The sequence below is a fragment of the Sphingobacterium sp. SG20118 genome (assembly GCF_044740685.1).
Taxonomy (GTDB): domain Bacteria; phylum Bacteroidota; class Bacteroidia; order Sphingobacteriales; family Sphingobacteriaceae; genus Sphingobacterium.
Genome location: NZ_CP172826.1, coordinates 2,209,063 through 2,231,748 on the forward strand (window position 1 = coordinate 2,209,063; position 22,686 = coordinate 2,231,748).

The 22,686-nt window shown below is 36.3% G+C and carries 25 protein-coding genes; 14 read left to right on the forward strand and 11 right to left on the reverse strand.

The features are described 5' to 3' along the window. Positions 1-120: 120 nt before the first annotated feature. From ACFX5U_RS10330 to ACFX5U_RS10375, 10 genes are all read left to right on the forward strand, one after another. Positions 121-1,281, forward strand: a complete 1,161-nt coding sequence (locus ACFX5U_RS10330; protein ID WP_400263387.1) for an efflux RND transporter periplasmic adaptor subunit — start codon at positions 121-123, stop codon at positions 1,279-1,281. 21 nt (positions 1,282-1,302) lie between these two features. Further along, complete coding sequence (locus ACFX5U_RS10335) at positions 1,303-1,665, forward strand: efflux RND transporter permease subunit (RefSeq protein WP_400263388.1); 363 nt, start codon at positions 1,303-1,305, stop codon at positions 1,663-1,665. Next, complete coding sequence (locus tag ACFX5U_RS10340; RefSeq protein WP_400263389.1) at positions 1,619-4,468, forward strand: efflux RND transporter permease subunit; 2,850 nt, start codon at positions 1,619-1,621, stop codon at positions 4,466-4,468. The genes ACFX5U_RS10335 and ACFX5U_RS10340 overlap by 47 nt, the downstream gene beginning before the upstream one ends. A gap of 47 nt (positions 4,469-4,515) precedes the next feature. Further along, the gene (locus ACFX5U_RS10345; protein WP_400263390.1) at positions 4,516-5,922 is read left to right on the forward strand and encodes an efflux transporter outer membrane subunit; all 1,407 of its coding nucleotides are present in this window, start codon (positions 4,516-4,518) and stop codon (positions 5,920-5,922) included. 117 nt (positions 5,923-6,039) lie between these two features. Further along, a complete protein-coding gene (locus ACFX5U_RS10350; RefSeq protein ID WP_280567994.1) occupies positions 6,040-7,365 on the forward strand; it encodes an inositol-3-phosphate synthase in 1,326 nt (441 codons plus the stop codon). 70 nt (positions 7,366-7,435) lie between these two features. After that, on the forward strand, positions 7,436-8,149 hold the full coding sequence (locus ACFX5U_RS10355) for an NDP-sugar synthase (RefSeq protein WP_280567991.1): 714 nt from the start codon (positions 7,436-7,438) through the stop codon (positions 8,147-8,149). After that, positions 8,146-9,054: a hypothetical protein gene (locus ACFX5U_RS10360; RefSeq protein WP_400263391.1), complete on the forward strand. Its 909-nt coding sequence runs from the start codon at positions 8,146-8,148 to the stop codon at positions 9,052-9,054. Before ACFX5U_RS10355 ends, ACFX5U_RS10360 begins: the two co-directional genes overlap by 4 nt. Then, positions 9,047-9,973: a CDP-alcohol phosphatidyltransferase family protein gene (locus ACFX5U_RS10365; protein ID WP_400263392.1), complete on the forward strand. Its 927-nt coding sequence runs from the start codon at positions 9,047-9,049 to the stop codon at positions 9,971-9,973. Before ACFX5U_RS10360 ends, ACFX5U_RS10365 begins: the two co-directional genes overlap by 8 nt. Continuing rightward, a complete protein-coding gene (locus ACFX5U_RS10370; RefSeq protein ID WP_400263393.1) occupies positions 9,963-10,949 on the forward strand; it encodes a lysylphosphatidylglycerol synthase transmembrane domain-containing protein in 987 nt (328 codons plus the stop codon). Before ACFX5U_RS10365 ends, ACFX5U_RS10370 begins: the two co-directional genes overlap by 11 nt. Positions 10,950-10,961: 12 nt before the next feature. Then, a complete protein-coding gene (locus tag ACFX5U_RS10375; RefSeq protein ID WP_400263394.1) occupies positions 10,962-11,669 on the forward strand; it encodes an HAD family hydrolase in 708 nt (235 codons plus the stop codon). A gap of 145 nt (positions 11,670-11,814) precedes the next feature. Here ACFX5U_RS10375 and ACFX5U_RS10380 read toward each other — a convergent pair whose 3' ends face one another. The 3 genes from ACFX5U_RS10380 to ACFX5U_RS10390 form a co-directional block, all read right to left on the reverse strand. Then, on the reverse strand, positions 11,815-12,375 hold the full coding sequence (locus ACFX5U_RS10380; protein WP_400263395.1) for a hypothetical protein: 561 nt from the start codon (positions 12,373-12,375) through the stop codon (positions 11,815-11,817). A 78-nt stretch (positions 12,376-12,453) separates the two neighbouring features. Then, the gene (locus ACFX5U_RS10385; protein ID WP_400263396.1) at positions 12,454-12,672 is read right to left on the reverse strand and encodes a PLDc N-terminal domain-containing protein; all 219 of its coding nucleotides are present in this window, start codon (positions 12,670-12,672) and stop codon (positions 12,454-12,456) included. A gap of 39 nt (positions 12,673-12,711) precedes the next feature. Then, on the reverse strand, positions 12,712-12,936 hold the full coding sequence (locus ACFX5U_RS10390; RefSeq protein WP_400263397.1) for a hypothetical protein: 225 nt from the start codon (positions 12,934-12,936) through the stop codon (positions 12,712-12,714). Positions 12,937-13,331: 395 nt separating this feature from the next. On the opposite strand from ACFX5U_RS10390, the gene ACFX5U_RS10395 reads away from it, so the two are divergent. Both ACFX5U_RS10395 and ACFX5U_RS10400 read left to right on the forward strand, forming a co-directional pair. Then, a complete protein-coding gene (locus ACFX5U_RS10395; RefSeq protein WP_400263398.1) occupies positions 13,332-13,895 on the forward strand; it encodes a Crp/Fnr family transcriptional regulator in 564 nt (187 codons plus the stop codon). A gap of 230 nt (positions 13,896-14,125) precedes the next feature. Continuing rightward, complete coding sequence (locus ACFX5U_RS10400) at positions 14,126-14,515, forward strand: RidA family protein (RefSeq protein ID WP_400263399.1); 390 nt, start codon at positions 14,126-14,128, stop codon at positions 14,513-14,515. A gap of 226 nt (positions 14,516-14,741) precedes the next feature. Here the strand turns inward: ACFX5U_RS10400 and ACFX5U_RS10405 are convergent, their stop codons facing one another. After that, entirely contained in the window at positions 14,742-15,386 is a 645-nt protein-coding gene (locus ACFX5U_RS10405; RefSeq protein WP_400263400.1) for an alpha/beta fold hydrolase, read from the reverse strand. Between the two features lie 147 nt (positions 15,387-15,533). Beyond that, entirely contained in the window at positions 15,534-15,914 is a 381-nt protein-coding gene (locus tag ACFX5U_RS10410) for a (deoxy)nucleoside triphosphate pyrophosphohydrolase (RefSeq protein WP_400263401.1), read from the reverse strand. Positions 15,915-16,174: 260 nt separating this feature from the next. Here ACFX5U_RS10410 and ACFX5U_RS10415 point away from each other — a divergent pair, with 260 nt between their 5' ends. Further along, positions 16,175-16,591 carry a hypothetical protein gene (locus ACFX5U_RS10415; protein ID WP_400263402.1) on the forward strand — a complete coding sequence of 139 codons (417 nt, stop codon included), beginning with the start codon at positions 16,175-16,177 and terminating at the stop codon, positions 16,589-16,591. Between the two features lie 25 nt (positions 16,592-16,616). Further along, positions 16,617-17,282 (forward strand): serine hydrolase domain-containing protein, encoded by a 666-nt coding sequence (locus ACFX5U_RS10420; protein WP_400263403.1) that lies wholly within the window; start codon positions 16,617-16,619, stop codon positions 17,280-17,282. A gap of 1,075 nt (positions 17,283-18,357) precedes the next feature. Here ACFX5U_RS10420 and ACFX5U_RS10425 read toward each other — a convergent pair. The 6 genes from ACFX5U_RS10425 to ACFX5U_RS10450 all read right to left on the reverse strand — a co-directional run bounded on the left by ACFX5U_RS10425 (position 18,358) and on the right by ACFX5U_RS10450 (position 22,171). Then, on the reverse strand, positions 18,358-18,918 hold the full coding sequence (locus ACFX5U_RS10425) for a hypothetical protein (RefSeq protein ID WP_400263404.1): 561 nt from the start codon (positions 18,916-18,918) through the stop codon (positions 18,358-18,360). Between the two features lie 90 nt (positions 18,919-19,008). Next, positions 19,009-19,221 carry a hypothetical protein gene (locus tag ACFX5U_RS10430; protein WP_400263405.1) on the reverse strand — a complete coding sequence of 71 codons (213 nt, stop codon included), beginning with the start codon at positions 19,219-19,221 and terminating at the stop codon, positions 19,009-19,011. Positions 19,222-19,225: 4 nt separating this feature from the next. Then, a complete protein-coding gene (locus ACFX5U_RS10435; RefSeq protein WP_400263406.1) occupies positions 19,226-20,620 on the reverse strand; it encodes an alpha/beta hydrolase-fold protein in 1,395 nt (464 codons plus the stop codon). 213 nt (positions 20,621-20,833) lie between these two features. Next, on the reverse strand, positions 20,834-21,304 hold the full coding sequence (locus ACFX5U_RS10440) for a hypothetical protein (RefSeq protein WP_280567954.1): 471 nt from the start codon (positions 21,302-21,304) through the stop codon (positions 20,834-20,836). Between the two features lie 109 nt (positions 21,305-21,413). Further along, entirely contained in the window at positions 21,414-21,629 is a 216-nt protein-coding gene (locus ACFX5U_RS10445; protein ID WP_400263407.1) for a PLDc N-terminal domain-containing protein, read from the reverse strand. A gap of 11 nt (positions 21,630-21,640) precedes the next feature. Beyond that, positions 21,641-22,171, reverse strand: a complete 531-nt coding sequence (locus ACFX5U_RS10450; RefSeq protein ID WP_280567951.1) for a GNAT family N-acetyltransferase — start codon at positions 22,169-22,171, stop codon at positions 21,641-21,643. Between the last annotated feature and the right edge of the window lie 515 nt (positions 22,172-22,686).

Below are 22,686 nucleotides of genomic sequence, written 5' to 3' on the forward strand. Positions count from 1 at the left end.
TCAGTCTTATATTTGTTCCATTATTAAAATGAACGGTTAATAAGTTTAATTACCCACATCCTAGATGTCTAATAAATAAACTACTGTTTCTTAAATAATGAAAAACATAATATATTTCAGATGAATCGAAAATCAGTTTTTAGTACAACTTTGCTTGGACTTAGTTTAGCCTTCTTAACAAGTTGTAGTCAAAACCCAAAGCATGGTCCTGGGGCAGCAGCTCCGGTTGAAGTTCCTGTTATGACACTTCAAAAGGGGAGTGGAACATTAACAAAAACATATGCTAGTAGTATAGAAGGAGTTGTTAATGTTGAAATCCGTCCTCAAGTTTCGGGGTATTTACATAAGATCTATGTAGAAGAAGGTGCCACAGTCCGTGCGGGTCAAGTTTTGTTCCAAGTCGACGATCGTATGTATAGGGAGCAATATAAAACTGCGCAAGCTGCTATTTTAGCTGCGAAAGCGAATCTGTCCAATATTAAAATAGATTTAGATCGTAAAAAAGAATTAGTAAGCAATAAATTAGTGTCTACACTTCAGGTTGAACAGGCGCAAGCTTCATTCGATGGAGCTCAAGCAGCATTAGCCCAAGCGATGTCTGCTTACGAAACGGCGAAAATTAATTTGGAATTCTGCACGATTAAAGCTCCTGTTAACGGAACTATTGGTCGTATCCCATATCGTTTAGGTAGTTTAATTAATCCAAGTGCTGTCAATCCATTGACTATGCTGTCAGATACACATGCTGTATACGCTTACTTTTCAATGAGTGAAATCGATTTTGTGAATTTTCAAGATAGATTGGAAGGGAGCTCAACTGCTGAGAAGTTAAAGGATGCGGAGCTAGTCACTTTATTGACTGCCAATGGCCAAGCATTCTCTCAGCTTGGAAAGATTGATGCCATCGAGGGACAATTTGACAAGAATACGGGTTCGATTACTTTACGCGCTAAATTTCAAAATCCAGAAGGACAGTTACGCACAGGCAATACCGGAAAAGTACTTATTGAGCACCCTGTTGATAATGTCGTATTAGTCCCGGTTACAGCCACTACAGCTGTTCAAGATAAAATTTTCGCTTATACCATTGATAAGGATGGCAAAGCAGTACAAACTGCTATTGTAGTCAGCGGTAAACAGGGAGGGGACTATTTCGTTCAATCAGGTCTTCAGTCAGGAGATCAGATTATTACTAATGGACTGAGTTTTCTTCAAAATGGCATGCCTGTAAAGGTCAAGTCCGTAAGCGCAACAAGTCAAGACAGTTTAAAAAAGTCCTAGGTATCATTTTCAGAAGACATTATGTTAAAAAAGATAATAAAACGGCCAGTATTGGCGACCGTTATATCCATTTTATTGGTTATTCTCGGTGTAGTTGCTATGATGGGATTACCGATAACCAAATTCCCGGAAATCGCACCCCCAAGTGTGATGGTTACTGCTATGTATCCAGGTGCCTCGGCAGAGGTAATTGCTAGATCAGTAGCACCACCCCTTGAGAATGCAATCAATGGGGTAGAAAATATGGACTACATGACCTCTACATCAAGTAATGATGGTAGTTTAATGCTTACTGTTGTATTCAAGTTAGGCACTGATCCTGATCAAGCAGCCGTCAATGTTCAGAAACCGAGTCTCTCAGGCAACGAGTATGTTACCTGCTGAAGTTACTCAATTTGGAGTAACAACCCTTAAGAGGCAGAATAGTATGGTTGCTATGATTACTCTTTATTCTGATGACAGCAAATCGGACGAGCTTTTTATCGAGAACTATGCTAAGATTAATATTGTACCAGAATTAAAGCGTATTACAGGTGTTGGTGATGCTCAGGTGTTTGGTAATAAAGATTATTCCATGCGTGTGTGGCTCAATCCAACACAGATGGCATCTTATAGTATTACTCCTCAAGAAGTCTCAGCTGCGATTCAAAGTCAGAATCTGGAAGCTGCCCCAGGAAGATTTGGTGAAAGTACAAAAGAAGCTGTTGAATATGTTATCCGTTACAAAGGTAAGCTCATAGAAGTTGAAGATTACGAAAATATAATTGTACGAGCTAATTCAGATGGATCAGTTCTGCGACTTCAAGATATCGCAAAAGTAGAGTTTGGTTCGTATACCAATACGGTTAGTACAAGTTACAATAAGAAACCGGCAATCATGATTGCCTTATTTCAAACAGCGGGATCAAATGCAAATGCTGTTGAAGTAGCCATGCAAGAGCGCTTGGCCGAGCTTGCTAAATCTTTTCCCGCAGGTCTCAAATACACTACACCTTATTCTTCCAAAGAATCATTGGATCAATCTGTTGAGCAGGTAATTACTACGCTTATAGAGGCGTTTATATTAGTGTTTATTGTTGTATTTATCTTCCTGCAAGATTTTAGATCGACCCTAATTCCTGCCATTGCAGTCCCTGTTTCGATTATAGGTACATTCTTTTTTATGCAGTTGTTTGGATTCTCTATTAATTTGTTGACACTGTTTGCTCTGGTTTTGGCTATTGGTATCGTGGTGGATGATGCTATTGTCGTGGTCGAAGCAGTACATGCCAAGATGGAGAAGAAAAAGTTAAATGCTAAAGCAGCGACGATGTCGGCCATGAGTGAGATCACGGGCGCGATCATATCCATTACCTTAGTGATGTCTGCTGTCTTTGTCCCAGTAGCCTTTATGGAAGGCCCAACAGGGGTATTCTATCAACAATTTGCATTGACATTGGCGATGGCTATTCTGATTTCTGCACTTAATGCTTTAACTCTAAGTCCAGCTCTATGTGCCATTTTGTTAAAATCACATGATGGTCATACCGAAGGAAAGAAAACCAATTTTAAAGAACGCTTCTTTGCAGGTTTCAATGCCGCGTTTAATAAGATGACATTTCGCTATGGTAAATCGGTACTCTTTTTAATCAAGCGTAAGTCAGTAGCATTTTCAGCTTTAGCATTGCTCATCGGTTTATTCATCTGGATGTTTCGTACGACTCCGACTGGTTTTATTCCAGATGAAGATCAAAGTTTCTTAATGGCGATGGTCAACACACCTCCAGGAGCTTCTTTAGACCGTACCACGCAATTGATGACAGCAGCTGAGTTGGATATCCAAAAGCACCCAGCAGTTGAATCTGTTATTAATGTTTCAGGTCTTAATATGATGACATTCAGCACATCCTCTTCGTCAGGTGTTATGATGATCCGTTTAAAGCCTTTAAAAGAAAGGGGGGATGTTAAAGATATCGATCAGATTTTGGGAGCTCTCCAAGGCCAACTTCAAAGTCATCAAGGAGCAAATTTCTTTGTGTTAGGAATGCCTACGGTTTCAGGGTTTGGTAATACATCAGGATTGGAAATTGTATTACAAGATAAGACAGCGGGTAGTTTAGCTAAATTCAGTGAGGTGTCAAATGGTTATATGGGTGCATTGATGCAACGCCCAGAGATTGCCTTCGCTTTTACCACATTTAATGCCTCTTATCCACAATTTGAAATAATTGTTGATGAAATGAAGGCAAAACAACTTCATGTCAATGTTTCGGATCTTATGGCAGTTATGCAAGGTTATTACGGAAGTATGCAGGCATCTGATCTAAATCGATTCGGTAAATATTACCGTGTCGTGATTCAGTCGTCTCCCGAATTCAGAGCAGATCCGTCATCCTTGGATGGAATTCAATTAAAGAACCAATTGGGTCAGATGGTACCCATCAATAGTTTAGTCACATTGAAACCGGTTTCTGGTCCAGAGACTGTTGAGCATTTTAACTTATTCAATGCCATCAATATCACGGCAATGCCCAATCCTGGATATAGTACTGGGCAAGCTATGGAAGCAGTAGAACAGGTTAGTGCTAGCTTCTTACCAAATGGCTTTGCACATGATTGGAAAGGGATGAGCCGGGAAGAGAAGTCTTCAAGTGGACAGACAGCGGTAATTTTTGGATTAAGTATCATATTCATTTACTTCCTTCTTTCTGCCCAATACGAAAGCTATATTTTGCCATGGTCAGTATTGATCAGTATCCCTGCCGGGTTATTAGGTGTATTCATTGGGATAAGTCTTGCAGATCTATCCAATAATATATACGTGCAGGTCGCACTGATAATGTTGATTGGTTTATTGGCCAAGAACTCTATCCTGATTATCGAATTTGCGATCCAACGCAGGCGAGCAGGAAAGAGTTTAGTTGCAGCAGCAGTTGAAGGTGCTAAGGCGCGACTTAGACCTATTCTCATGACTTCGTTAGCTTTTATAGCAGGTTTGACACCTTTATTATTTGCTGTCGGTCCATCCGCAATTGGTAATCATTCCATTGGTTATGCAGCTGTATTTGGCATGATAGCAGGGACTATTTTCGGTTTGCTATTAACTCCAATATTATTCGTGGTATTTCAATATCTACAAGAGCGTCTAAGTGGTAAACCAGTTGATGAAAGTGATTGGGAATACGAAGAAGCCGAAGTTTCAAATTAATAGTAAATCAAATGGTACGGATTGACATGAATAAAAATAAAATAAACATGACTTGTCTATGTGTAAGCCTACTACTGGCTTACTCATGTAAGTCTTCGAAATACATACCACAAGAAGCCAATGTCCCAAGTGAATTTCCGCAAGGACAGACAGTGACAATTGTGGATACTACTAATTCCATTGGAGCTATTTCATATCGAGAATTTTTTAATGATCAAACGCTACTTGCGTTAATTGATAGTGCATTGTTAAATAATAATGACCTACTGGTTGCAATCACACAGATTGAGATCGCTAATGAATCGATGAAACAAGCAAAATGGGGTCATATACCGCAAATCGGACTAACGGCAGGAACAGGTTCTGTGACTCGTCCATCAGATAATAGTATAAATGGGACGACAGCTGTTCAAGCGACAGGGAAAAGGTACATGGAAGATTACTCTTCTACGCTCAACATTTCTTGGGAAGCAGATATCTGGGGTAAGATCAAAGGACGCAAAGAGATTGCTTTGACCAGCTACCTCCAGACTCAGGAGGCTAGAAAGGCTGTACAGACACGATTGGTCAGTACTATAGCGCAAGGCTATTATAATCTTTTGATGTTGGATTTACAAAAGGAAATCAGTCTGAAGAATTTAAGTTTGATTGACAATGTACTACAAATGTCACGTGTCCAGTACACTTTGGGACTGACTACGTTATTAGCCGTTCAGCAACAAGAAAGTAATCGAGATGTTGTTGCCAAGACAATTCCAGTATTAGAGGAGCAGATTACTGTGCAGGAAAATAGCCTGCAAGCATTGGTAGGTCGTATGCCAGGTCAAATTGAAAGAAGGACAAGTCTGTTATCGTTAACAGTAAAAGACCAGCTGTCTACCGGTATCCCAGCAGAAATGCTTGCTTTAAGACCAGACGTACGAACAGCAGAACTAGCCCTTCAAAAAGCAGTAGCACAGGTGCATGTATCTAAAGTTAGTATGTATCCTAGCTTGAATATTACTGCACAAGGTGGGTTGAATGCTTTCAAGGCGAGTGATTGGTTCAATATCCCAGGATCGTTGTTTGGAGCAGTTGCTGGTTCCATTACACAGCCAATATTACAGGGTAGACAATTAAAGACAGCATATAACCAATCCATCCTAGCTGGAGAACAAGCAGAGATTCAGTTTAAAGAAAGTGTCTTGCAGGCTGTGACCGAAGTTTCCAATATTTTGGCAAATATCGCCTCGTTAGATGAGCAACAGACGATATCAACAGGCTTGGTACAAAGAAACCTTGAGATGATTGTTAATGCCGACCAATTATTCAAAAATGATATGGCGACATACATCGAAGTAATAACAGCTCAACAAAGCAAATTACAATCAGAGCTTGATAATGCAGCTCTCAAAAACCAAAGGCTCTTAGCGGAAGTCAACCTTTACCGCGCATTGGGTGGTGGTCGCTATTAGCATAGTACGTAGTAGTCTATATATGTTCAACGATGTGTCCTGAATGCTTGCGTTCAGGACATTATTAAAAATCAGATTTCATTGTAACCACATTAATTATCACTTAAAAAGAACAACATGAAACAACAAGTAAGCGAAGCAAAAGGTAAACTAGGTATATTGATACCCGGATTAGGAGCCGTAGCAACAACATTGATTGCAGGTGTAGCAGGTGTTAATAAGGGCTATTCTAAACCCATTGGCTCAGTTTCTCAATTAAGCCGTATTCGATTAGGTAAGCGTACAGAAGATCGGAATCCATTGATAAAAGATTTTGTTCCTTTAGCAAAATTAGAAGATATCGTTTTCGGAGGTTGGGATGTTTATGCCGATAATGTGTATGAAGCGGCATCAAAAGCGGCAGTTTTAGAACCACATCAATTGGAGCAGGTACGTGCTGAACTTGAGAGTATCGTACCTATGAAAGCTGTCTTTGATCGCGAATTTGTTAAAAATTTAGATGGAACACACATTAAGGAGGGCTTAACTAAAAGAGATTTAGCAGATGCAGTACAAGCAGATATTGAAAATTTCAAAGCAACACATCATTGTGATCGTATAGTAGTTCTTTGGTGTGGATCAACAGAAAAATACATAGCAGGTTCGGATATATTTGATAGTTTAATGAATTTTGAAGACGCTTTGGATCAAAATGACCAGCGTATACCTCCAAGTATGATCTATGCTTATGCAGCATTGAAACAAGGGGCACCATATGTCAACGGAGCTCCAAATTTAAGTTGTGATGTACCTGCCATCGAGGAATTGGCCAAGCTCAACAGAGTTGCCATTGCCGGAAAAGATTTTAAGACAGGTCAGACCTTAATGAAAACAATTGTTGCTCCAGGTTTACAAGCTCGCGCATTAGGAGTAGAGGGTTGGTTCTCTACCAATATTTTAGGTAATCGAGATGGACTAGTATTGGATGACCCAGAAAACTTCAAAACAAAAGAAGTTTCCAAATTGAGCGTATTGGAGGAAATTCTAGATGCTAAGAAAAATCCTGAATTATATGGCAATTTATACCATAAAGTACGCATCAACTACTATCCACCTCATGGCGATAACAAAGAAAGTTGGGATAACATTGATATTTTTGGATGGATGGGTTATAAGATGCAGATCAAGATCAATTTCTTATGTCGTGACTCGATATTAGCAGCTCCAGTAGCATTGGATCTAGCCTTATTTATAGATTTAGCACAGCGTGCCGGTATGCATGGTATTCAAGAATGGCTTTCATTTTATTTGAAATCACCACAGACAGCACCAGGTCTACCAGCCGAGCATGATATTTTTAAGCAGTTGATCAAATTACAGAACACCTTGCGCCATATGATGGGCGAAGATTTGATCACACATCTAGGTCTTGATTATTATCAAGAGCTGGTAGATAATATGTAACTCATAATAGCCACATTTACATCTCCCTCGAGGGACAAAACATCTCCTTCGAGGGTTATACCAATTATACATGGAATATGCGATTATTGCTGCCGGAGAAGGACAGCGTTTAAAAGATGAAGGATTTAAGAAAGCGAAGCCATTATTGACGCTTTTGGGCATTCCAATGATCGAACGATTGATTAATGTCTTTGCAGACCAAGGCGCTAGGTCAGTTTTTATTATTATCAATGAAAAGAATAAGGAACTCCATAAATTTTTAAAAAACTACGCCTTTAGTATACCTATTCATCTTTTGATTAAAAATACTGAAAGCTCGTTGCATAGCTTTGTTGAATTGCATAAAGCCTTTCAATATTGGGATTCCTGTTGTTTGACCACGACAGATACGGTCTTCGAACCTGAGACCTTCGGGCGTTATATCGAAGAATTTCAACAAGGTGATATGGATGGGTTATTTGCAGTAACACCTTTCGTTGACGATGAGAGTCCATTATATGTTACAGTAGATAATGACCAACGCATTGTTTGTTTTTCAGATAGGAAGTATCCACAAGCATCCTTTGTGTCGGGCGGGATCTATTGTCTACGCAGAAAAGCAATCGATGCTGCTGCCACATCTTTAGCGGCAGGTAACCATCGTATGCGTAATTATCAAAGATTTTTAATCGATCAAGGTTTGGATATAAAGGCATATCCTTTTGCTAAAATAATAGATGTTGATCATTTGCATGACCGGGAAACGGCCGAATATTTTTTATTAGAACAAAAGTTAAAAGTATGAGAGTGTACGGCATATGGAGAATGAATGATTTCTCCCCCAATCATATCAATAATGATGCGGCCATCTTTAAGGCCGTTATTGAATTAGTAGAAAAAGAAGGTGTTACCATAACATCAGTTACTGAGGGGGCATTCTTGAAATTGGAAGATTACAACGATGAGCCTATCATTACAATGGGGAGATCCAAAGAATTGGTCCATCATTTAAAAATGTTGGAACGAAGAGGAGTACTGGTTATTAATTCTGCTCAAGGCATACAAAACTGTTTTCGAACCCTCATGACGCAAGCGCTGATGCAACAGGGCATTCCATATCCTGAAAGTGAGATTGTCGCTACCCATTCAGATATAGGTTATCTATTCGATCGATTTGGAGCCCCTGGCATCTGGATCAAACGAGGAGATTTTCATGCTGTGCACAAAGAAGATGTAAGTTTTGCCAGTACAAAAGAAGAAGCTAACAATATATTGGCCGAATATGCCATACGTGGTATTGATGAGGCCGTGATATCAAAACATCTCTTTGGAGATCTGGTCAAATTCTATGGCGTAGACGGGACTGACTTCTTTTATTGTTTCCATCCCTACGATCTGAATCATCATAAATATGCAGCTTATGAGCAGATCAATGGACTAACGGCACACTATACTTTTGATAAAGAAGCACTACAGCAGACCGCAATACGCGCAGCTCAGGTATTGGGGGTCAGTATTTATGGCGGAGATGCCATTGTACATGCCGATGGTAGTTTCCATATTATAGATCTGAACGATTGGCCAAGTTTTGCGCCCTGTCGTGAACAGGGAGCCGAAGCTATAGCCACCCATATTTTTAACCAATTTTCAAGCTATATAGATCATATGATTTATAAGGATGAAGATTCAACAGATATCAATTATGTCTAACTCAGAAGACAATTTATTTGAACAATCACTCAAATCCAACGATACAGAAGAACGTATTGATATTTGGTTTTACAGACCTATAGGTTATCGTATCGCTCAGTTGTGCGCTTCATGGGGCATTACCCCAAATGCAGTGACTATAACCAGTATATTCTTTGGAGTAGGAGCAGGTATTCTGTTCTACTATGGAGATTTATGGATCAATATCATCGGTATGCTCTTGTTGGTGTTTGCCAATTCTTTGGATAGTGCAGATGGCCAATTGGCACGTTTAACAGATAATAAAAGTCGTTTTGGTCGTATTTTAGATGGTTTCGCTGGAGATTTTTGGTTTGCCTCTATCCACATAGCCCTATGTTTTCGGTGTATGGACCAAGGTTGGTCCGCTTGGATATGGGTGCCAGGTGTGCTAGCAGGGGTTTCCCATGTGTTCCAATCCGCTATGGCCGATTATTATCGCAATGTGCATTTGTACTTCATTAAAGGCAAGGCCGGTAGTGAATTGGATAATTCGAACGACTTGCAGCAAGAATTAGATAAGATGAGTTGGAAACATGATTTTTTTCAAAAATTTGTTTTAAACGGGTATAAAAATTACACCAGATTACAAGAAAATCTATCACCCAAATTGCAGGATCTTTTACTAATTGTTAAGCAAAAGTACGCCGATACTATGCCAGCAGAATTCGTGTCCAGATTTCGAATTTTAAATCGACCATTAATGAAGTATACCAATATTGTTCAATTTAATACAAGGGTACTTTTCCTGTTTCTCTGGCTATTTATAGATCAAGTATGGTTGTATTTTTTCTTTGATATGTTTGTATTGAACCCTATCTTGATCTATATGTGCAGGAGACAAGAACAAGTGAGTGCTATTTGCATACAAAAATTAGGTCAATCAGTAGATGAAGCGTAAATTTTACAAGATTCTATTTTTAATCCTCGGCATCCTAACATTGCTTTGGATGATCTATCGCATAGGACCTCATACCATTTGGGACAATATGCTACAGGTGGGGTGGTGGTTTGTACCGATATTATTGAGTTGGTTTGTTATTTATTTAATGAATGCAGTGGCATTTCGTCATATTATCGTAGAAGCACAACGACCAGAAACACGATTGTCATTCTCGACTATTATGCAACTGACTGTTTCAGGTTATAGCATTAATTATGTTACACCCTTTGTAGCCTTAGGCGGAGAACCATATCGTATCATGGCACTTACACCAGCTTTAGGACAGGCAAAAGCAAGCTCATCTGTATTGTTGTATGGTATGGTACATATCTTATCGCACATCATTTTTTGGTTAATATCTGTTTTTTTAATATTGGCTTTCGTGCCACTAGGAAAATTGATGGTATTGACCTGTTGCTGTATCGTCATTTTGGGGTTGGTGGTTTGCTGGTGGTTTTCTCGGATATATAGATCAGGTTTAGTCGTTTCGGTATTAGGGTTTCTAACCAAACTACCTTTTTTAGGTAAATACTTCAGTAAACTTATTGCGCATAATAAAGCAGTCTTTGAAGATATCGATATCCAGATAAAAGACCTATTTGATAACCGTAAAAGGAACTTTTATACTGCTCTTTCTTGGGAGTTTTTAGCAAGAGTAGTAGGCTGTGCCGAACTTTATTTTATCAGTATAGCATTAGGGCTCAATATGGATGTCATTCAGGCTTTTATAGTTAGCTCGGGTTCCTCCTTATTTGCCAATTTAATTTTTTTTCTACCCATGCAGTTGGGTACGCGCGAGGGTGGTTTGGCGATGGCATTAGTCAGTATTGGTTTCCCAGCCTCAGTAGGAGTGATCATGGGTTTGGCCACTCGTATTCGAGAAATAGTATGGATCGGAATCGGGTTGGTCTGGATGAGTATAGTCCGAAAATAAATATAAAAAGATATGAATAAACTTACAGGTATAGCAGGTATTTTAGTCGATTATGGCGGTACATTAGACACCAATGGAAGACACTGGGCCTCGGTATTTTGGGACCAATACCAATTGGAAGGTATACCGGTTCGGAAAGAAGAGTTTTATCAAGCATACGTTTACGCAGAACGCAAAATGGCCTTAGAACCTATTATTAAATCGCATTTTACATTCAAAGATGTGCTGTTTGTTAAAATTCAGGCACAATTTGAATATTTAAAGCTGGAATCGTTGGTGTCAAGCCTTGGCACTAATATCGTGCTGGCATGCCATGTTTTAGTATTGACATCTTTAAAACGCGCGAAGCCTTTATTAGCGTCCTTGTCCAAACAGTATAAGTTGGTCATGGTATCGAATTTTTATGGCAATCTCGAAAACATATTAGCAGATTACCATATAGGGCAGTATTTTGATAGTGTCGTTGAATCGGCACGTGTAGGTGTACGTAAGCCTGATCCCGAAATATATACATTAGGTGTTCAAGCTATTGATCTTCCTGCCTCTAGCTGTGTCGTCTTAGGTGATTCTTATGGTAAAGATATGGTGCCAGGAAAATTAAATGGATGCACCACGATATGGTTGAATGTTGATAGTTGGGAAGAAGCAGATTTGGAATCTAGCAGTGCAGCAGACCATATTATAACCGATGTTTTGCAATTAAAGGAATTCTTGATCTAATTCCTTAAGTTGTTCTCTTGAGACCTCCACTACTACCGGCTTTCTTGATTTCTGCCGGTGGTATTTGGAGGTTTTGTTTATAATAATTGATTGCTGAAATCATTTATTTTGTTGAAGCTACCTTTCAAGTTTCATGCGTTAATTCTTAAAATTTAGTGTCTAAGTCATAAAAAACAGGCTTTTTTATTCCTGACGGAATCGCCAGTAGGCTAGGTATTCCACTACCATGATTATTAGTTCTATATACTATTCTATCAAGTTTGTAATGTCCTAGTTTTGCTAAAATTGCTTCATAGTATCTTTGAAATGGTAATTTGCGGCCCTGTTTTCCTGCAGCCATTGGGTAATTTATATCCTCTTGTAGGGTAAGCCAGAAGATTAAATTTTTTAGATTACCAGTATTTGAGCATTGCAAACCATATAAAAATACACATTCTAAAGAATCAATGTATTCGTTAAAATTCTCTTTAGTGACCTTATTAAAGATGGTATGAACGATATCAGCATGTGTTAAAGCTTCAGCAGCATCCATTATTTCAGTTTTGTACCATGCTTTATAATCTCCATTAGCTTTATAACCTGGATATTCGATAGTAATTGGTGAATAATCAAGAATTGCCTTGATTTTTCGGTACTCACTATTATGAATTTCCTTATGCGCTCTAGTCGCCTCAATCATAAAAGTACGACCCTCTTCGTATTTCATAAAAGGTTTTTTTAAGATTTATTATTTTTTCCATCCTTTATGCTCGAATCAGGAAAGGGTAGAAGTTCAATAGCTGCTTCATATCCCACTGGTCTTATCTTTACCAAACCACCAATAGAAAATGCTTCCAATGAAGTTAAATAGAAATACGACTATTAACCAAAGAATTCGTCTGTCGTTAGACAAATTTTTATTTTTGATAATGTGATATATAGTATAGACAACAAGAATAAAAGGGATGATAAAAAGACCCAGAAAAATTTCTGATGTTCCTACGTTAAGAAAGCATAATTTCATAATTTTTAGTTTTAAAAGATTAATACTGTCTTATGGATATTACCGCGTAATAGCAAAGTAGATTACATAAAACCAACTACAGATACCGTGAAAAATAGCCCATAGTATAGATTTGTTTCTGTCCCATGAAGTAACGACAGCGATAACTGATCCTAAGCCGATACCTGATTTAGTAACGATTTGAGTCGTATTTTCAGTAAAACTCTGCCCGAATACGATAGTCGTAATGGAAAGTAAAAATAATAATAAGGTTAGTTTTTTCATGCTCAATATGGTTTATGTTTAGAGGTGTTGCATGGTTTTGGATTAGTTTAATTTGATATACATTAATCCTTTTTCCTGAAATTTAGGTGGCATTTCATAATCAAGTCAGTATACTTACTTTAAAAATACAATCTTTCCTTTATTAAAGCAAATAATTTTCACCGTTACTTGAATTTGACTTATTCAAGTCATTGTTAACATCTCTTTCAAGAACGAAATTATTCCATCAGCACCATCGTATAGTTTAATCCAACTATTTTTGTAAAAATATCTTTAGAGAGCATTGCTAAGAATTTCGAGTGAATTTTTATGTTGAATTAGAAAAGAATGCTTGATATAACCGAGTTCCACTATTTTTTTGTATATTTTCTACAAATTTTTTCACCCAAGTAGACATGTTTGAGATACTAAGAAACCATATTAATAAAATTGTTCCACTTACAGATCTGGAATTTGAATTCATAGCTTCCTTATTCACTGCAAAATCCTATAAAAAAGGTCAATTCCTTTTTCAAGAAGGAGAGGATGTTTCCAAGCATTACTTTATATGTAAAGGATTGCTGAAACTAGTTTACAACGATTCTGACGCACGCGAACATATTGTAGGTTTTGCCATGGAAGATTGGTGGGAAAGTGATTTTGAGGCGTTTTATACACAAAAAAAAACTTCGATGTCTTTGATATGTCTGGAAAATACGGATGTACTATTTATTGGTTTTGAAAACTATATCAACTTAGTTCGTACTTTACCTAAAATAGAACATTTCTTTCTTGAGAAAGCTTACTTTGGGTTTATAGCTGCTCAAAAGCGAATCATTTCAAGCCTAACCTCTGATACGAAAGAACGTTATCATCAACTTATCGAAAGACATCCAACTTTAGTGCAGCGCGTGCCAAAATCCCAATTGGCGGCTTATTTAGGTGTTTCTAGAGAGACATTAAGCCGAATTACGATCTAATATTAATTCATTATCATCATTTTTAGCAGTTTGCAGAGACCTTCTTCTTTTGTAATGAAATAGTCTTCTTTGAACCTATGATTTAATCATGGGCCATACCGGATAGACTGTGAAAGTCAAATGTGATATACATCACGCTATAATGGTGACCTATGTCAAGGGATAGAACAAAGAATGCTCCTTAATTTTGTAATAATAAATTATTTAGATCATCTTAAAAAATTATTACAATGGAAAAAAGAGCATTTAGTCCTTGGAAATGGCAAAAAGAAAGAAGTTATGTTCAAGCTGTTGAAGTTAAAAACAGCACAGGTACTTTATATTGTTCCGGTCAGGCTGCGATTGATGAAAATGGCGTATCAAGCAATGAAGAAATGAAATTGCAACTGCAACAAGCGATATCAAATTTGGAAGAAGTAATCACTTCGTCCGGTTATGAATGTGGGGGTATCGTCCGATTAAATATTTATACCACATCTACGGCCGAGCTCTGGCCACATTTCCCTATCCTTCAGGAATGGAAAGCCAAACACAATATTGAACAAGCCTTGACGATGTTGGAAGTAAATGGTTTGTTTGAAACATTAAAAGTTGAATTAGAAGCTACAGTCGTAAAATAGTTGACATTAAACCGAAAGGATTTTTGTAATAATAAGGTAGGAGTGTAGAAGCAATAAAAGATCATCGTTTCCAGAAGGAGCGGTGATCTATTCTTTAGAAATAACGCTCGCTATTTCTTCGGCATAGTTTCGGTAGACTTATTCTTTGCTTTAATAGTTCCAATATCGCACTATCCTATAAGTTATTCCTGACGATACAAGCAACATTATTTGAAATCAAAGCACATTATATAACTCTTTTTAGCAGCATCTCAATTTCTTTAGCATGGGTCATGGTCATAAAGTGACCTGCATTTTCAATCAAGTAAGTTGGCTTTATCTTGGTAGTGGTAATGATACGGTCTTTGTTCCCATGGATGTGGATAACAGGAGCAGGGATTTCTCTATTTCTCCAGTTTAAAATCTGATTGATTGCCCAGCCGAGAAATATAGGATCGGTGTCCAGCAATATCTTTTTAAGCATCAGTTTATCCTCTCGCGAAGATATACCAAAGAAATAATCCACGATAATGTTGTGCTGTTTAAGTAAAGCATTCGGGATTATACGGTTGAGCTTTAGTGCTCCGATTACTCTGTATAGAAAAGGCAGCTCACAATCGTTTTTTGCAGAAGCAAGTAATACAATTTTTTGCACCTCAATTATCTTGGCTATTTCCATAGCCATCATACCCCCAAAGGAGAGACCAACTAATATCGGTTTAGCATCCAATATCTGTAAGGACATTCGTTTAGCATATTCTGACATAGATTCTTTTCGCAATGGAGAAATCCAATCTATGTATGTTACATGAAGACCTTCAAAGTCTATTTTCGAAAATACCCTTTGGTCAACACCCAATCCACTCAGTATATAAATATGATTGTTGCTCATCTGCTTTTCATTTCATGAATTTTCTGACCTATCCTTCCGAAACCATTAATAAAACCTGCACCAATTGATATTGAACAATACGGCAGTTAGGATCTACAGAATTTTTTATATTCAAGATGGATTAGTGATCCTAAAATTGCTCTAAAACTACATATTCAAATACTCACCAACTATTGGCAGGTCAGCTTCCGCCCAGTCGTAGTTCAATAATTCTGATGGTACTACCCATATTGCCTGTTTATGTTCAGTCGGTATTAGTTCTCCAGATTCCCAATCGCATATATAAGGGTAGAGGCATAAGGAGAAATTCGGATAGTAATGTACTACCGGAGTCAGTGCCCGGCCAGTAGAGATTATCATACCCAGTTCTTCCTTTATTTCCCTTTGTAGGCAATCTTCTTTCGATTCATTCTGTTCGACCTTGCCGCCCGGAAATTCCCATTTCAGGGGTAGTTTCATCGTCACAGAACGTTGACAGATCAATACTTCATTATTATGTTCAATTATCGCACAGGTTACTTGTAGCATCGTGGTTTAAAGGTAATGAATCTTCGTTAAATTTCGGTTCTTTCACTAAGTAATCATTTAAATGATTGCTTAGTAAATAAACGGTTCTGGCCGATAAGTCAAACGAACAGAAGAGTATGTGCAGTAAGAATACGGGAAACCTTTTTTTTGACCCTATTTTTTAATTTAGATTTGCGACTATTTGCCTTACGATATAGTTTTTTTAGAAAACTTATTGTATCTTAGTTAACTAAATATTTTAAACCTTTAATTCATTTTTTATGTATAGAAGTCAAGTTTCATTCATTTTTGTGGCTATTTTTATGCTGACCATGCTTTCGAGTTGTAAATTTGGTCGTTTTGTATGGTACAATTTTGCGGACATTGATGACTACAAAATTTTCCCGAAACGGGAACTACCACCTTCTACAAATCCTTTTACTTTCTATACAGCCAATAAGGAGTTGGTACCGAGTAATAGAACATTTAATGAGATCGATATGTCATATGATGATTTCCTAGATCAGACAAAATCTGTCGCTTTCTTGGTCATCCGCAATGACAGTATTCTATATGAGCGTTATTTTGACGACTATGATACCGCTTCCATTGTGCCTTCCTTTTCTATGGCTAAGTCTGTTACTTCAATGTTGATCGGTTGTGCCATTGACGATGGACTGATCGGTTTCTGTGTATGATCCGGTAACTAAGTATATACCTGAAATGGCAAAGAATGGCTTCGATAAGGTAACGATAGAGCATTTACTACAGATGACCTCAGGACTTAAATTTAATGAGGGTTACTATAATCCTTTTGGGGAGGTCGCTACATTTTATTATGGTCTTGGATTGCGCGAGAGTACCGAGAATTTAAAACTGGAAGCAGAGCCTGGTACTCGTTTTACCTATGCGAGCGGTAATTCACAGATTTTAGGCTTGGTCTTGGACCGTGTTTTAGCAGGAAAATCTATTACTGACTATCTGAATGAAAAGATATGGCAACCTGTCGGAATGGAGTATGCAGCCTCTTGGAGTATCGATCAAGAGAAAAATGGTCTTGAGAAAACCTTTTGCTGTCTGAATGCGCGGGCACGTGATTTTGCTAAGTTGGGACGGTTGTACCTTAATCAGGGTAATTGGGAAGGTAAACAGTTGGTTCCCGCAGAATGGGTCAAAGAATCTACACGAGTAGATAGTACAGGCGGAAATTATGCAAAATATCAGTACCAATGGTGGTTGCCTTCGTTGGATGGCGATTTTATGGCCCAGGGTATACTCGGACAATTTATCTATGTCAATCCACATAAAAACCTGGTTATCGTTCGACTGGGTCACAAGCCGAGTACCAATTGGCGTAAAGAGTTTATACGCTTGGCGAAAGAATATTAAGAAGGCTATTGAATAATATCATTAAACACACACCTATCTTAACAGTTCCAAGCAAAGAGTCTGGGGTTAGGGTAGGTGTGTGCTTTTTTAGCGAAGGTTCTCCAATTTAAAGTTTGATTGATTACCCAGTCTAGGGATTAAAGGTCGTTGTGCAGCAATATTTTTTAAAGTATCAGTTTATCCTCTCGAGAAGATATACCAAAAAAATAATCCACAATCTTTTAATTGTTGAACCTGATTGTTTATCGTGAAAGTTATTTTCTATAAGAAGAATGTGGTCTAAAAAAAATCTATAAAACAAAAGACAGGCACTGGAACGCTTTTCTTATGGGTAGTGTGGTGTACTGTTAGTACAAATAATATCATTCATTTAGTGTTTTACAAATTAAATTTAAAAGAAGTGTAATCAAAGCCGATAATATCAGTTAATTATAGTGGTTTTACTGATTATTTTGACTTAATATTACTAAAATTAAAGAAAAGGGAATTAATATTTCGGTATGCTGTTGTTAGTAATATTCAATTTTGTTATATTTAGATTATAAACTGTGAGATATGAAATTTCTAATAATATTTATAGCATTTTTTTGGTTAGTCAGCTATATGATTGTAACAATTAAAATCGTTAAATCAAAAGAAAGAATACCTTTATTAAGTATTCTATTTATGTTTTTACTACCCTTTGTATGGATATTTTTTATTAAGTATGCTAATCGGATAGAGGATATGCTTCAATCTAAAAAATTAAACTAAGTTCTAGAAATATATTTTATGAAAAAAGATGATCGGAACCATCTTTTATATTTTCTCTTTGTGACCTCCTCCTAAAGTACTGGAGAATTTAATATTGGAGTATTCGGGATTGAATTTCTAATTTTCAATTGGAGGAAAAATGATGAAATACCAAAGTAAATTACGCTTCACCAGAACTCCTTTATTAGGTGTTTTTTTGACAATGTTAACATCACTGGAACTGTAAATGTTACGGCTTTTGTGACCCAATCAAATTCTGTTTATTTGTAATTTCTGACAAAAACTAAGTGAATCATACAATCTTATTATTCGTGGCGAAATCTTAATTATGAAGAATTCTGTCCACATTCCTATTTAGCCACTTTTCAATATGTGGTTTCAATAAAGTAAACTTATACTTATCGATCAGAAACTTTTCTATTGGACTACCCCATACATTTTTTTTAATAAAATCAGATACATTATTTAGATCTTGATTACAGTCATATAACTCAATTGTATCTTTCTCATGATTACCTTTTAATAGAAGAAAAGGTGAATTTTCCCAACGATTATTCATGCCGAGCGATTTGTCACATATCGATATAATCATATAAATAGGAAGATCTGGACGAAAATCCTTGCGGGTATTTATTATATTCATCTCGTTTATTAGCAAGATATTTTTCTTCAGAAGAGGGGTTTTCAAATTATTCGATAGTTCTTTGACATCAATGATGACTAATCTCTCGAACTCAGCTTTAAATTTTTTGAATTTAGCCCAATAGATTTCATACTTTAGATTTTCCTTTTGCTTCTTCTCTTTTTCTGTTAAGTCTCTTTTGATGCTTTCTTTATCAAGTGCTAAAAGTGTTTTTTTTAGTGATTTAATAAGGTCATTCATATCTATCTATTGTAAAATTTTCATTAATCTATTATTTTTATCATTAAATGGTGAAGAAAATAACGTAAAACAAATTTAAAATCTCGCGGATTAGAAACCGAATTTGCGCATGTGCTTGTTTTTCTTCTGCGTGGAATAAATGATTGCAATACTGCTAATCGAGCTGATTATTATACCACCCAATATATAGGTCAGAACATTGATTTGAAGAAATTCAAATTGCTTGACTGCCGCTGTAAATAGTAATATCAAACCTATCAGTAGGTTGAATGTCACTAAAAGAATTGAGCTTAATTTATTCATAATTTTATTTGTTTTTAATTTTGTCTCTTATTTCAATTATTTTTTCTTCTGTTATTCCAAATTGATAAAGAGACATGTTGATAGGTTGATTTAATAATTCGTCTAATATTTTAATTCCTTTAGACTTCAAACCACCATTTTTCAATGCTAAATTTGCAGCATTATACAAAAGAATATCACTTCCACATTTTTCAGCTCCCTCTACCAATAACTCGAAAGCCCTATCGGGGTTATCATCCATATAAAGTTTACTTAGCCATATATATCCATTAAACGCCTCTTTTGGTTTTCCTATATTTATTGCGGTATTGATACTTTTCAAATAAAGTTCTTCAGCAGTTTTTATGTCTTTAAATGTTTTCAAATAGATATAACCAATATTAAAAAGATGTATTGGAGAATTTGAGAGATTTCCTTCTGTTTCTAATAGAAACTTTAGAAACTCTCTGTCTTTATACTTTTCCGCTAAATTGTAAAGAGGGAAATAATATCTATTCAAATTGACATGTTTAAATTTAAAAACATCTTTGACACGAACAATTTCAGCATTAAAGGAATTTTCCAAATCTGTGCTATCAATATTGTTAATATTAAAGTAATTGTTGAAAAGATCTGAAAAGCCTTTTTTTAATGACAACTCTACGATATCATTATGTCCAGCACCACCAATTAACTCCCCCTTAAAGTCAAGTCCTTTGTGTCCAGACAGTACTTTTACTAAATCACCATTTAGATTTATTCTTCTTTCTATATCATTTGTTCCAGTAAATATATACATGAATTTATTCTTTAAAGCGGATGTATTTGGCTGTGGAACAGCGTAATTCGAATCTAAAATTTCAGGTGCAAATAAGATATACGCATCAAATAAGCTCGGATAATCATAAAATAGCTGAATGCCATAGCTTGCAGTGTAAGAATGACCTAGGTAAATTGAGAAGGTAGAGTTACTGTATGTAGCATTGATGTAGGGGAATATTGTATTTTTTAAAGTGGTTAAAAATAATTGTCCATTTTGATTTATGTTTTTATTCAAATAATCATATCCAACCACCTCGGTAGTAGTAAGACTACCGACTGGAAGAATTTCAACTACAATTGCTTTTGGAAAACTAGCGTTTTTCGTATTCATTGTCGCCGAGACATTCAAACCGAACTGGTCCAATGAACCATAGCTGTTGAAGTAAATCACAGGGTAACTGTCTACTTTATTGTATTCGTATGGTAACCATATGTTTACTCGAATAGAATCGTCGGCTGTGTACTTAAACGATTCTTTAATAAGAGATTGAGCGTTTACATTGGCCGACAAAAATAGAATCGTTACTAGTTTAATAAGTAATAATTTAAGCCCATGTTGCAATATAAAGGGTACATGAGTTATACTTAATTTGTTCATAATTTATTGGTTTTTATTTGGTTGTTTCATTGCTATATTCATACACCACATTGTCTGCATTATTATCATCAACAACGCCTTCAAGTAGTGTATACCCATTCCTTTCAACCAATTTGAGTGACTTATAGATTATCTCGAAGTATTTATACAATAAAACTAATCAACATTATATGTTATAATTTACGACTTCCCGTATTACATATTATCATACATCTACCAAAACAATCCCGCTACCACCTGCGCTATTAAGAAATAAACTGAGAAGGCAGCACATGTAACACCTATCACCTTTAGGTATTTGATATTGCCGGCATTATTATCTCTTAAGATTTGTAGGTTAAATAGCGATGCAACTGCACCGATACCACCGCCCAGTCCACCACCAGTAAAGACTAATAAAAAGGGTAGGAGTGCGAATATCATTAGGTACCAAGGAAGTCTTTCGACGATACTATATTTTATATCATCAATCTGTAAAGTAGGTACGATATCTAGAAATGACGGTTTAGGATATGCTTTCACGAAATCTCCGTTTGGATCAGATATCAGAAAAGGTTTACCTTTTTCAGTAGATCGTTCAACTTGTGTTTCATCTTTAAATAATTTCGATTTACCCGTCCAAAACGAAATATCCATTTCAAATTTTGAATTTGGGAATGCAGGTAATGTAAATTGGTACTTCATAATTTTATTGGCTTATTTTCACTTTTTCATTCCTATATTCATACACTACATTACCTTCATTGTTGTCATCGACAACACCTTAAAGAAGTGTAAATGCAGTCAACCTTCACTATTGTATCTGCGTTTTACCTTTACCATACCACCAATAAAACAAACATGCGATAAAGTTGAGCAGTAAAACGCTTAAAATCCAAAAAATTCTTCTATGTCCTGGTATATTATCATTGTTTATGATATGATAAATAGTATAAATGACTATTACGATAGTGGGGATAATTAGAAATGCCATTTCCGTTGTTCCGATATTTATAAAGGATAAGTTCATAATATATTGATTTATTTGATTGTTTTATTTTTATACTCATACACCACATTGTCTGGATTGTTGTCATCAACAATACCATCAAGTAGTATAAACCCATTCCTTTCAACCAATTTACGCGACTTCAAGTTGTCTAGATGCGTTTTCGCTTCGATATGGTTGATGTTTAGAGTCTCTGCATGGTTTAATACCAGTTTCAATGCGCTATCCATCAATCCTTTTCCTTGAAATTCTGGTAGCATTTCATAACCTAGCTCTGCATACTCATTTTCAAGGTCGATACGCCACAGTGCAATGGTGCCAGCAAACTCGTTGGTATCAATGGTAGTGATAGTGAAAAAATGATCAATTCTCATCCTATCCGCAACGAATTGTTGTATTTCTTCGAGCGACTTATCTAGACTTCTGGCCAAATACTTACCCACTTCAGCATTGGTGCGCAGTCTGTATACATTCTTGGTATCATCAATGTCTACATATTTCATGGAAACATTACCCATTAACATAGGTAACATCAAATTATTTTTCTTTGTGTTTAAACTCATCAGATTTTTTTGTTATTTCTATTGGTATGTGTTTAATAACTTGGTAATAAAATGGTTTAGCTCCAGCACCTTTTATGGCAGTATCACTTATTGTAGTTTTGAGGATATAATCCTTAAACATCTTGTTGATTGTTCCTGATATTTCTTCGTTTTTTATGATATTTCAAATTTTTCTTTGACGATAGCTTTTAAGCTTTTGTTTAGATAATTTATAAATAGCTTATTCCCATCAAAAGATGGCTTATGTGACCGATAATATTCTATTGGTAGACAATTTTGTGCTCAATGAAAACGGAATGAGTTTGTTATTTTTATAATTTGTAACTCTAAATGTACAATCTTTCCTTTATTAAAGCAAACAAATGTCGTCACCTTTTATTGTGATACACCAAAAATGGATATTACAAAATACTCGCTCAAGATGATTCCATATTACGTGCCAATCACAATATATTTTCTGTTGTGGTATTGACGACATCTTTGGCTATCGTTAATAAGAAAATCAGTGATGAAGC

What these genes read in the sequence shown, in the direction of transcription:
- ACFX5U_RS10350 (WP_280567994.1), top strand. Translation starts at nt 6,040, where the DNA reads ATGAAACAACAAGTAAGCGAAGCAAAAGGTAAACTAGGTATATTGATA.
- ACFX5U_RS10335 (WP_400263388.1), top strand. Translation starts at nt 1,303, where the DNA reads ATGTTAAAAAAGATAATAAAACGGCCAGTATTGGCGACCGTTATATCC.
- ACFX5U_RS10430 (WP_400263405.1), bottom strand. Translation starts at nt 19,221, where the DNA reads ATGAATAAATTAAGCTCAATTCTTTTAGTGACATTCAACCTACTGATA.
- ACFX5U_RS10370 (WP_400263393.1), top strand. Translation starts at nt 9,963, where the DNA reads ATGAAGCGTAAATTTTACAAGATTCTATTTTTAATCCTCGGCATCCTA.
- ACFX5U_RS10345 (WP_400263390.1), top strand. Translation starts at nt 4,516, where the DNA reads ATGACTTGTCTATGTGTAAGCCTACTACTGGCTTACTCATGTAAGTCT.
- ACFX5U_RS10415 (WP_400263402.1), top strand. Translation starts at nt 16,175, where the DNA reads ATGTATAGAAGTCAAGTTTCATTCATTTTTGTGGCTATTTTTATGCTG.
- ACFX5U_RS10360 (WP_400263391.1), top strand. Translation starts at nt 8,146, where the DNA reads ATGAGAGTGTACGGCATATGGAGAATGAATGATTTCTCCCCCAATCAT.
- ACFX5U_RS10385 (WP_400263396.1), bottom strand. Translation starts at nt 12,672, where the DNA reads ATGAAATTATGCTTTCTTAACGTAGGAACATCAGAAATTTTTCTGGGT.
- ACFX5U_RS10410 (WP_400263401.1), bottom strand. Translation starts at nt 15,914, where the DNA reads ATGCTACAAGTAACCTGTGCGATAATTGAACATAATAATGAAGTATTG.
- ACFX5U_RS10450 (WP_280567951.1), bottom strand. Translation starts at nt 22,171, where the DNA reads ATGAGTTTAAACACAAAGAAAAATAATTTGATGTTACCTATGTTAATG.
- ACFX5U_RS10405 (WP_400263400.1), bottom strand. Translation starts at nt 15,386, where the DNA reads ATGAGCAACAATCATATTTATATACTGAGTGGATTGGGTGTTGACCAA.
- ACFX5U_RS10375 (WP_400263394.1), top strand. Translation starts at nt 10,962, where the DNA reads ATGAATAAACTTACAGGTATAGCAGGTATTTTAGTCGATTATGGCGGT.
- ACFX5U_RS10425 (WP_400263404.1), bottom strand. Translation starts at nt 18,918, where the DNA reads ATGAATGACCTTATTAAATCACTAAAAAAAACACTTTTAGCACTTGAT.
- ACFX5U_RS10440 (WP_280567954.1), bottom strand. Translation starts at nt 21,304, where the DNA reads ATGAAGTACCAATTTACATTACCTGCATTCCCAAATTCAAAATTTGAA.
- ACFX5U_RS10395 (WP_400263398.1), top strand. Translation starts at nt 13,332, where the DNA reads ATGTTTGAGATACTAAGAAACCATATTAATAAAATTGTTCCACTTACA.
- ACFX5U_RS10355 (WP_280567991.1), top strand. Translation starts at nt 7,436, where the DNA reads ATGGAATATGCGATTATTGCTGCCGGAGAAGGACAGCGTTTAAAAGAT.
- ACFX5U_RS10365 (WP_400263392.1), top strand. Translation starts at nt 9,047, where the DNA reads ATGTCTAACTCAGAAGACAATTTATTTGAACAATCACTCAAATCCAAC.
- ACFX5U_RS10400 (WP_400263399.1), top strand. Translation starts at nt 14,126, where the DNA reads ATGGAAAAAAGAGCATTTAGTCCTTGGAAATGGCAAAAAGAAAGAAGT.
- ACFX5U_RS10420 (WP_400263403.1), top strand. Translation starts at nt 16,617, where the DNA reads ATGGCAAAGAATGGCTTCGATAAGGTAACGATAGAGCATTTACTACAG.
- ACFX5U_RS10390 (WP_400263397.1), bottom strand. Translation starts at nt 12,936, where the DNA reads ATGAAAAAACTAACCTTATTATTATTTTTACTTTCCATTACGACTATC.
- ACFX5U_RS10435 (WP_400263406.1), bottom strand. Translation starts at nt 20,620, where the DNA reads ATGAACAAATTAAGTATAACTCATGTACCCTTTATATTGCAACATGGG.
- ACFX5U_RS10380 (WP_400263395.1), bottom strand. Translation starts at nt 12,375, where the DNA reads ATGAAATACGAAGAGGGTCGTACTTTTATGATTGAGGCGACTAGAGCG.
- ACFX5U_RS10330 (WP_400263387.1), top strand. Translation starts at nt 121, where the DNA reads ATGAATCGAAAATCAGTTTTTAGTACAACTTTGCTTGGACTTAGTTTA.
- ACFX5U_RS10445 (WP_400263407.1), bottom strand. Translation starts at nt 21,629, where the DNA reads ATGAACTTATCCTTTATAAATATCGGAACAACGGAAATGGCATTTCTA.
- ACFX5U_RS10340 (WP_400263389.1), top strand. Translation starts at nt 1,619, where the DNA reads ATGTTCAGAAACCGAGTCTCTCAGGCAACGAGTATGTTACCTGCTGAA.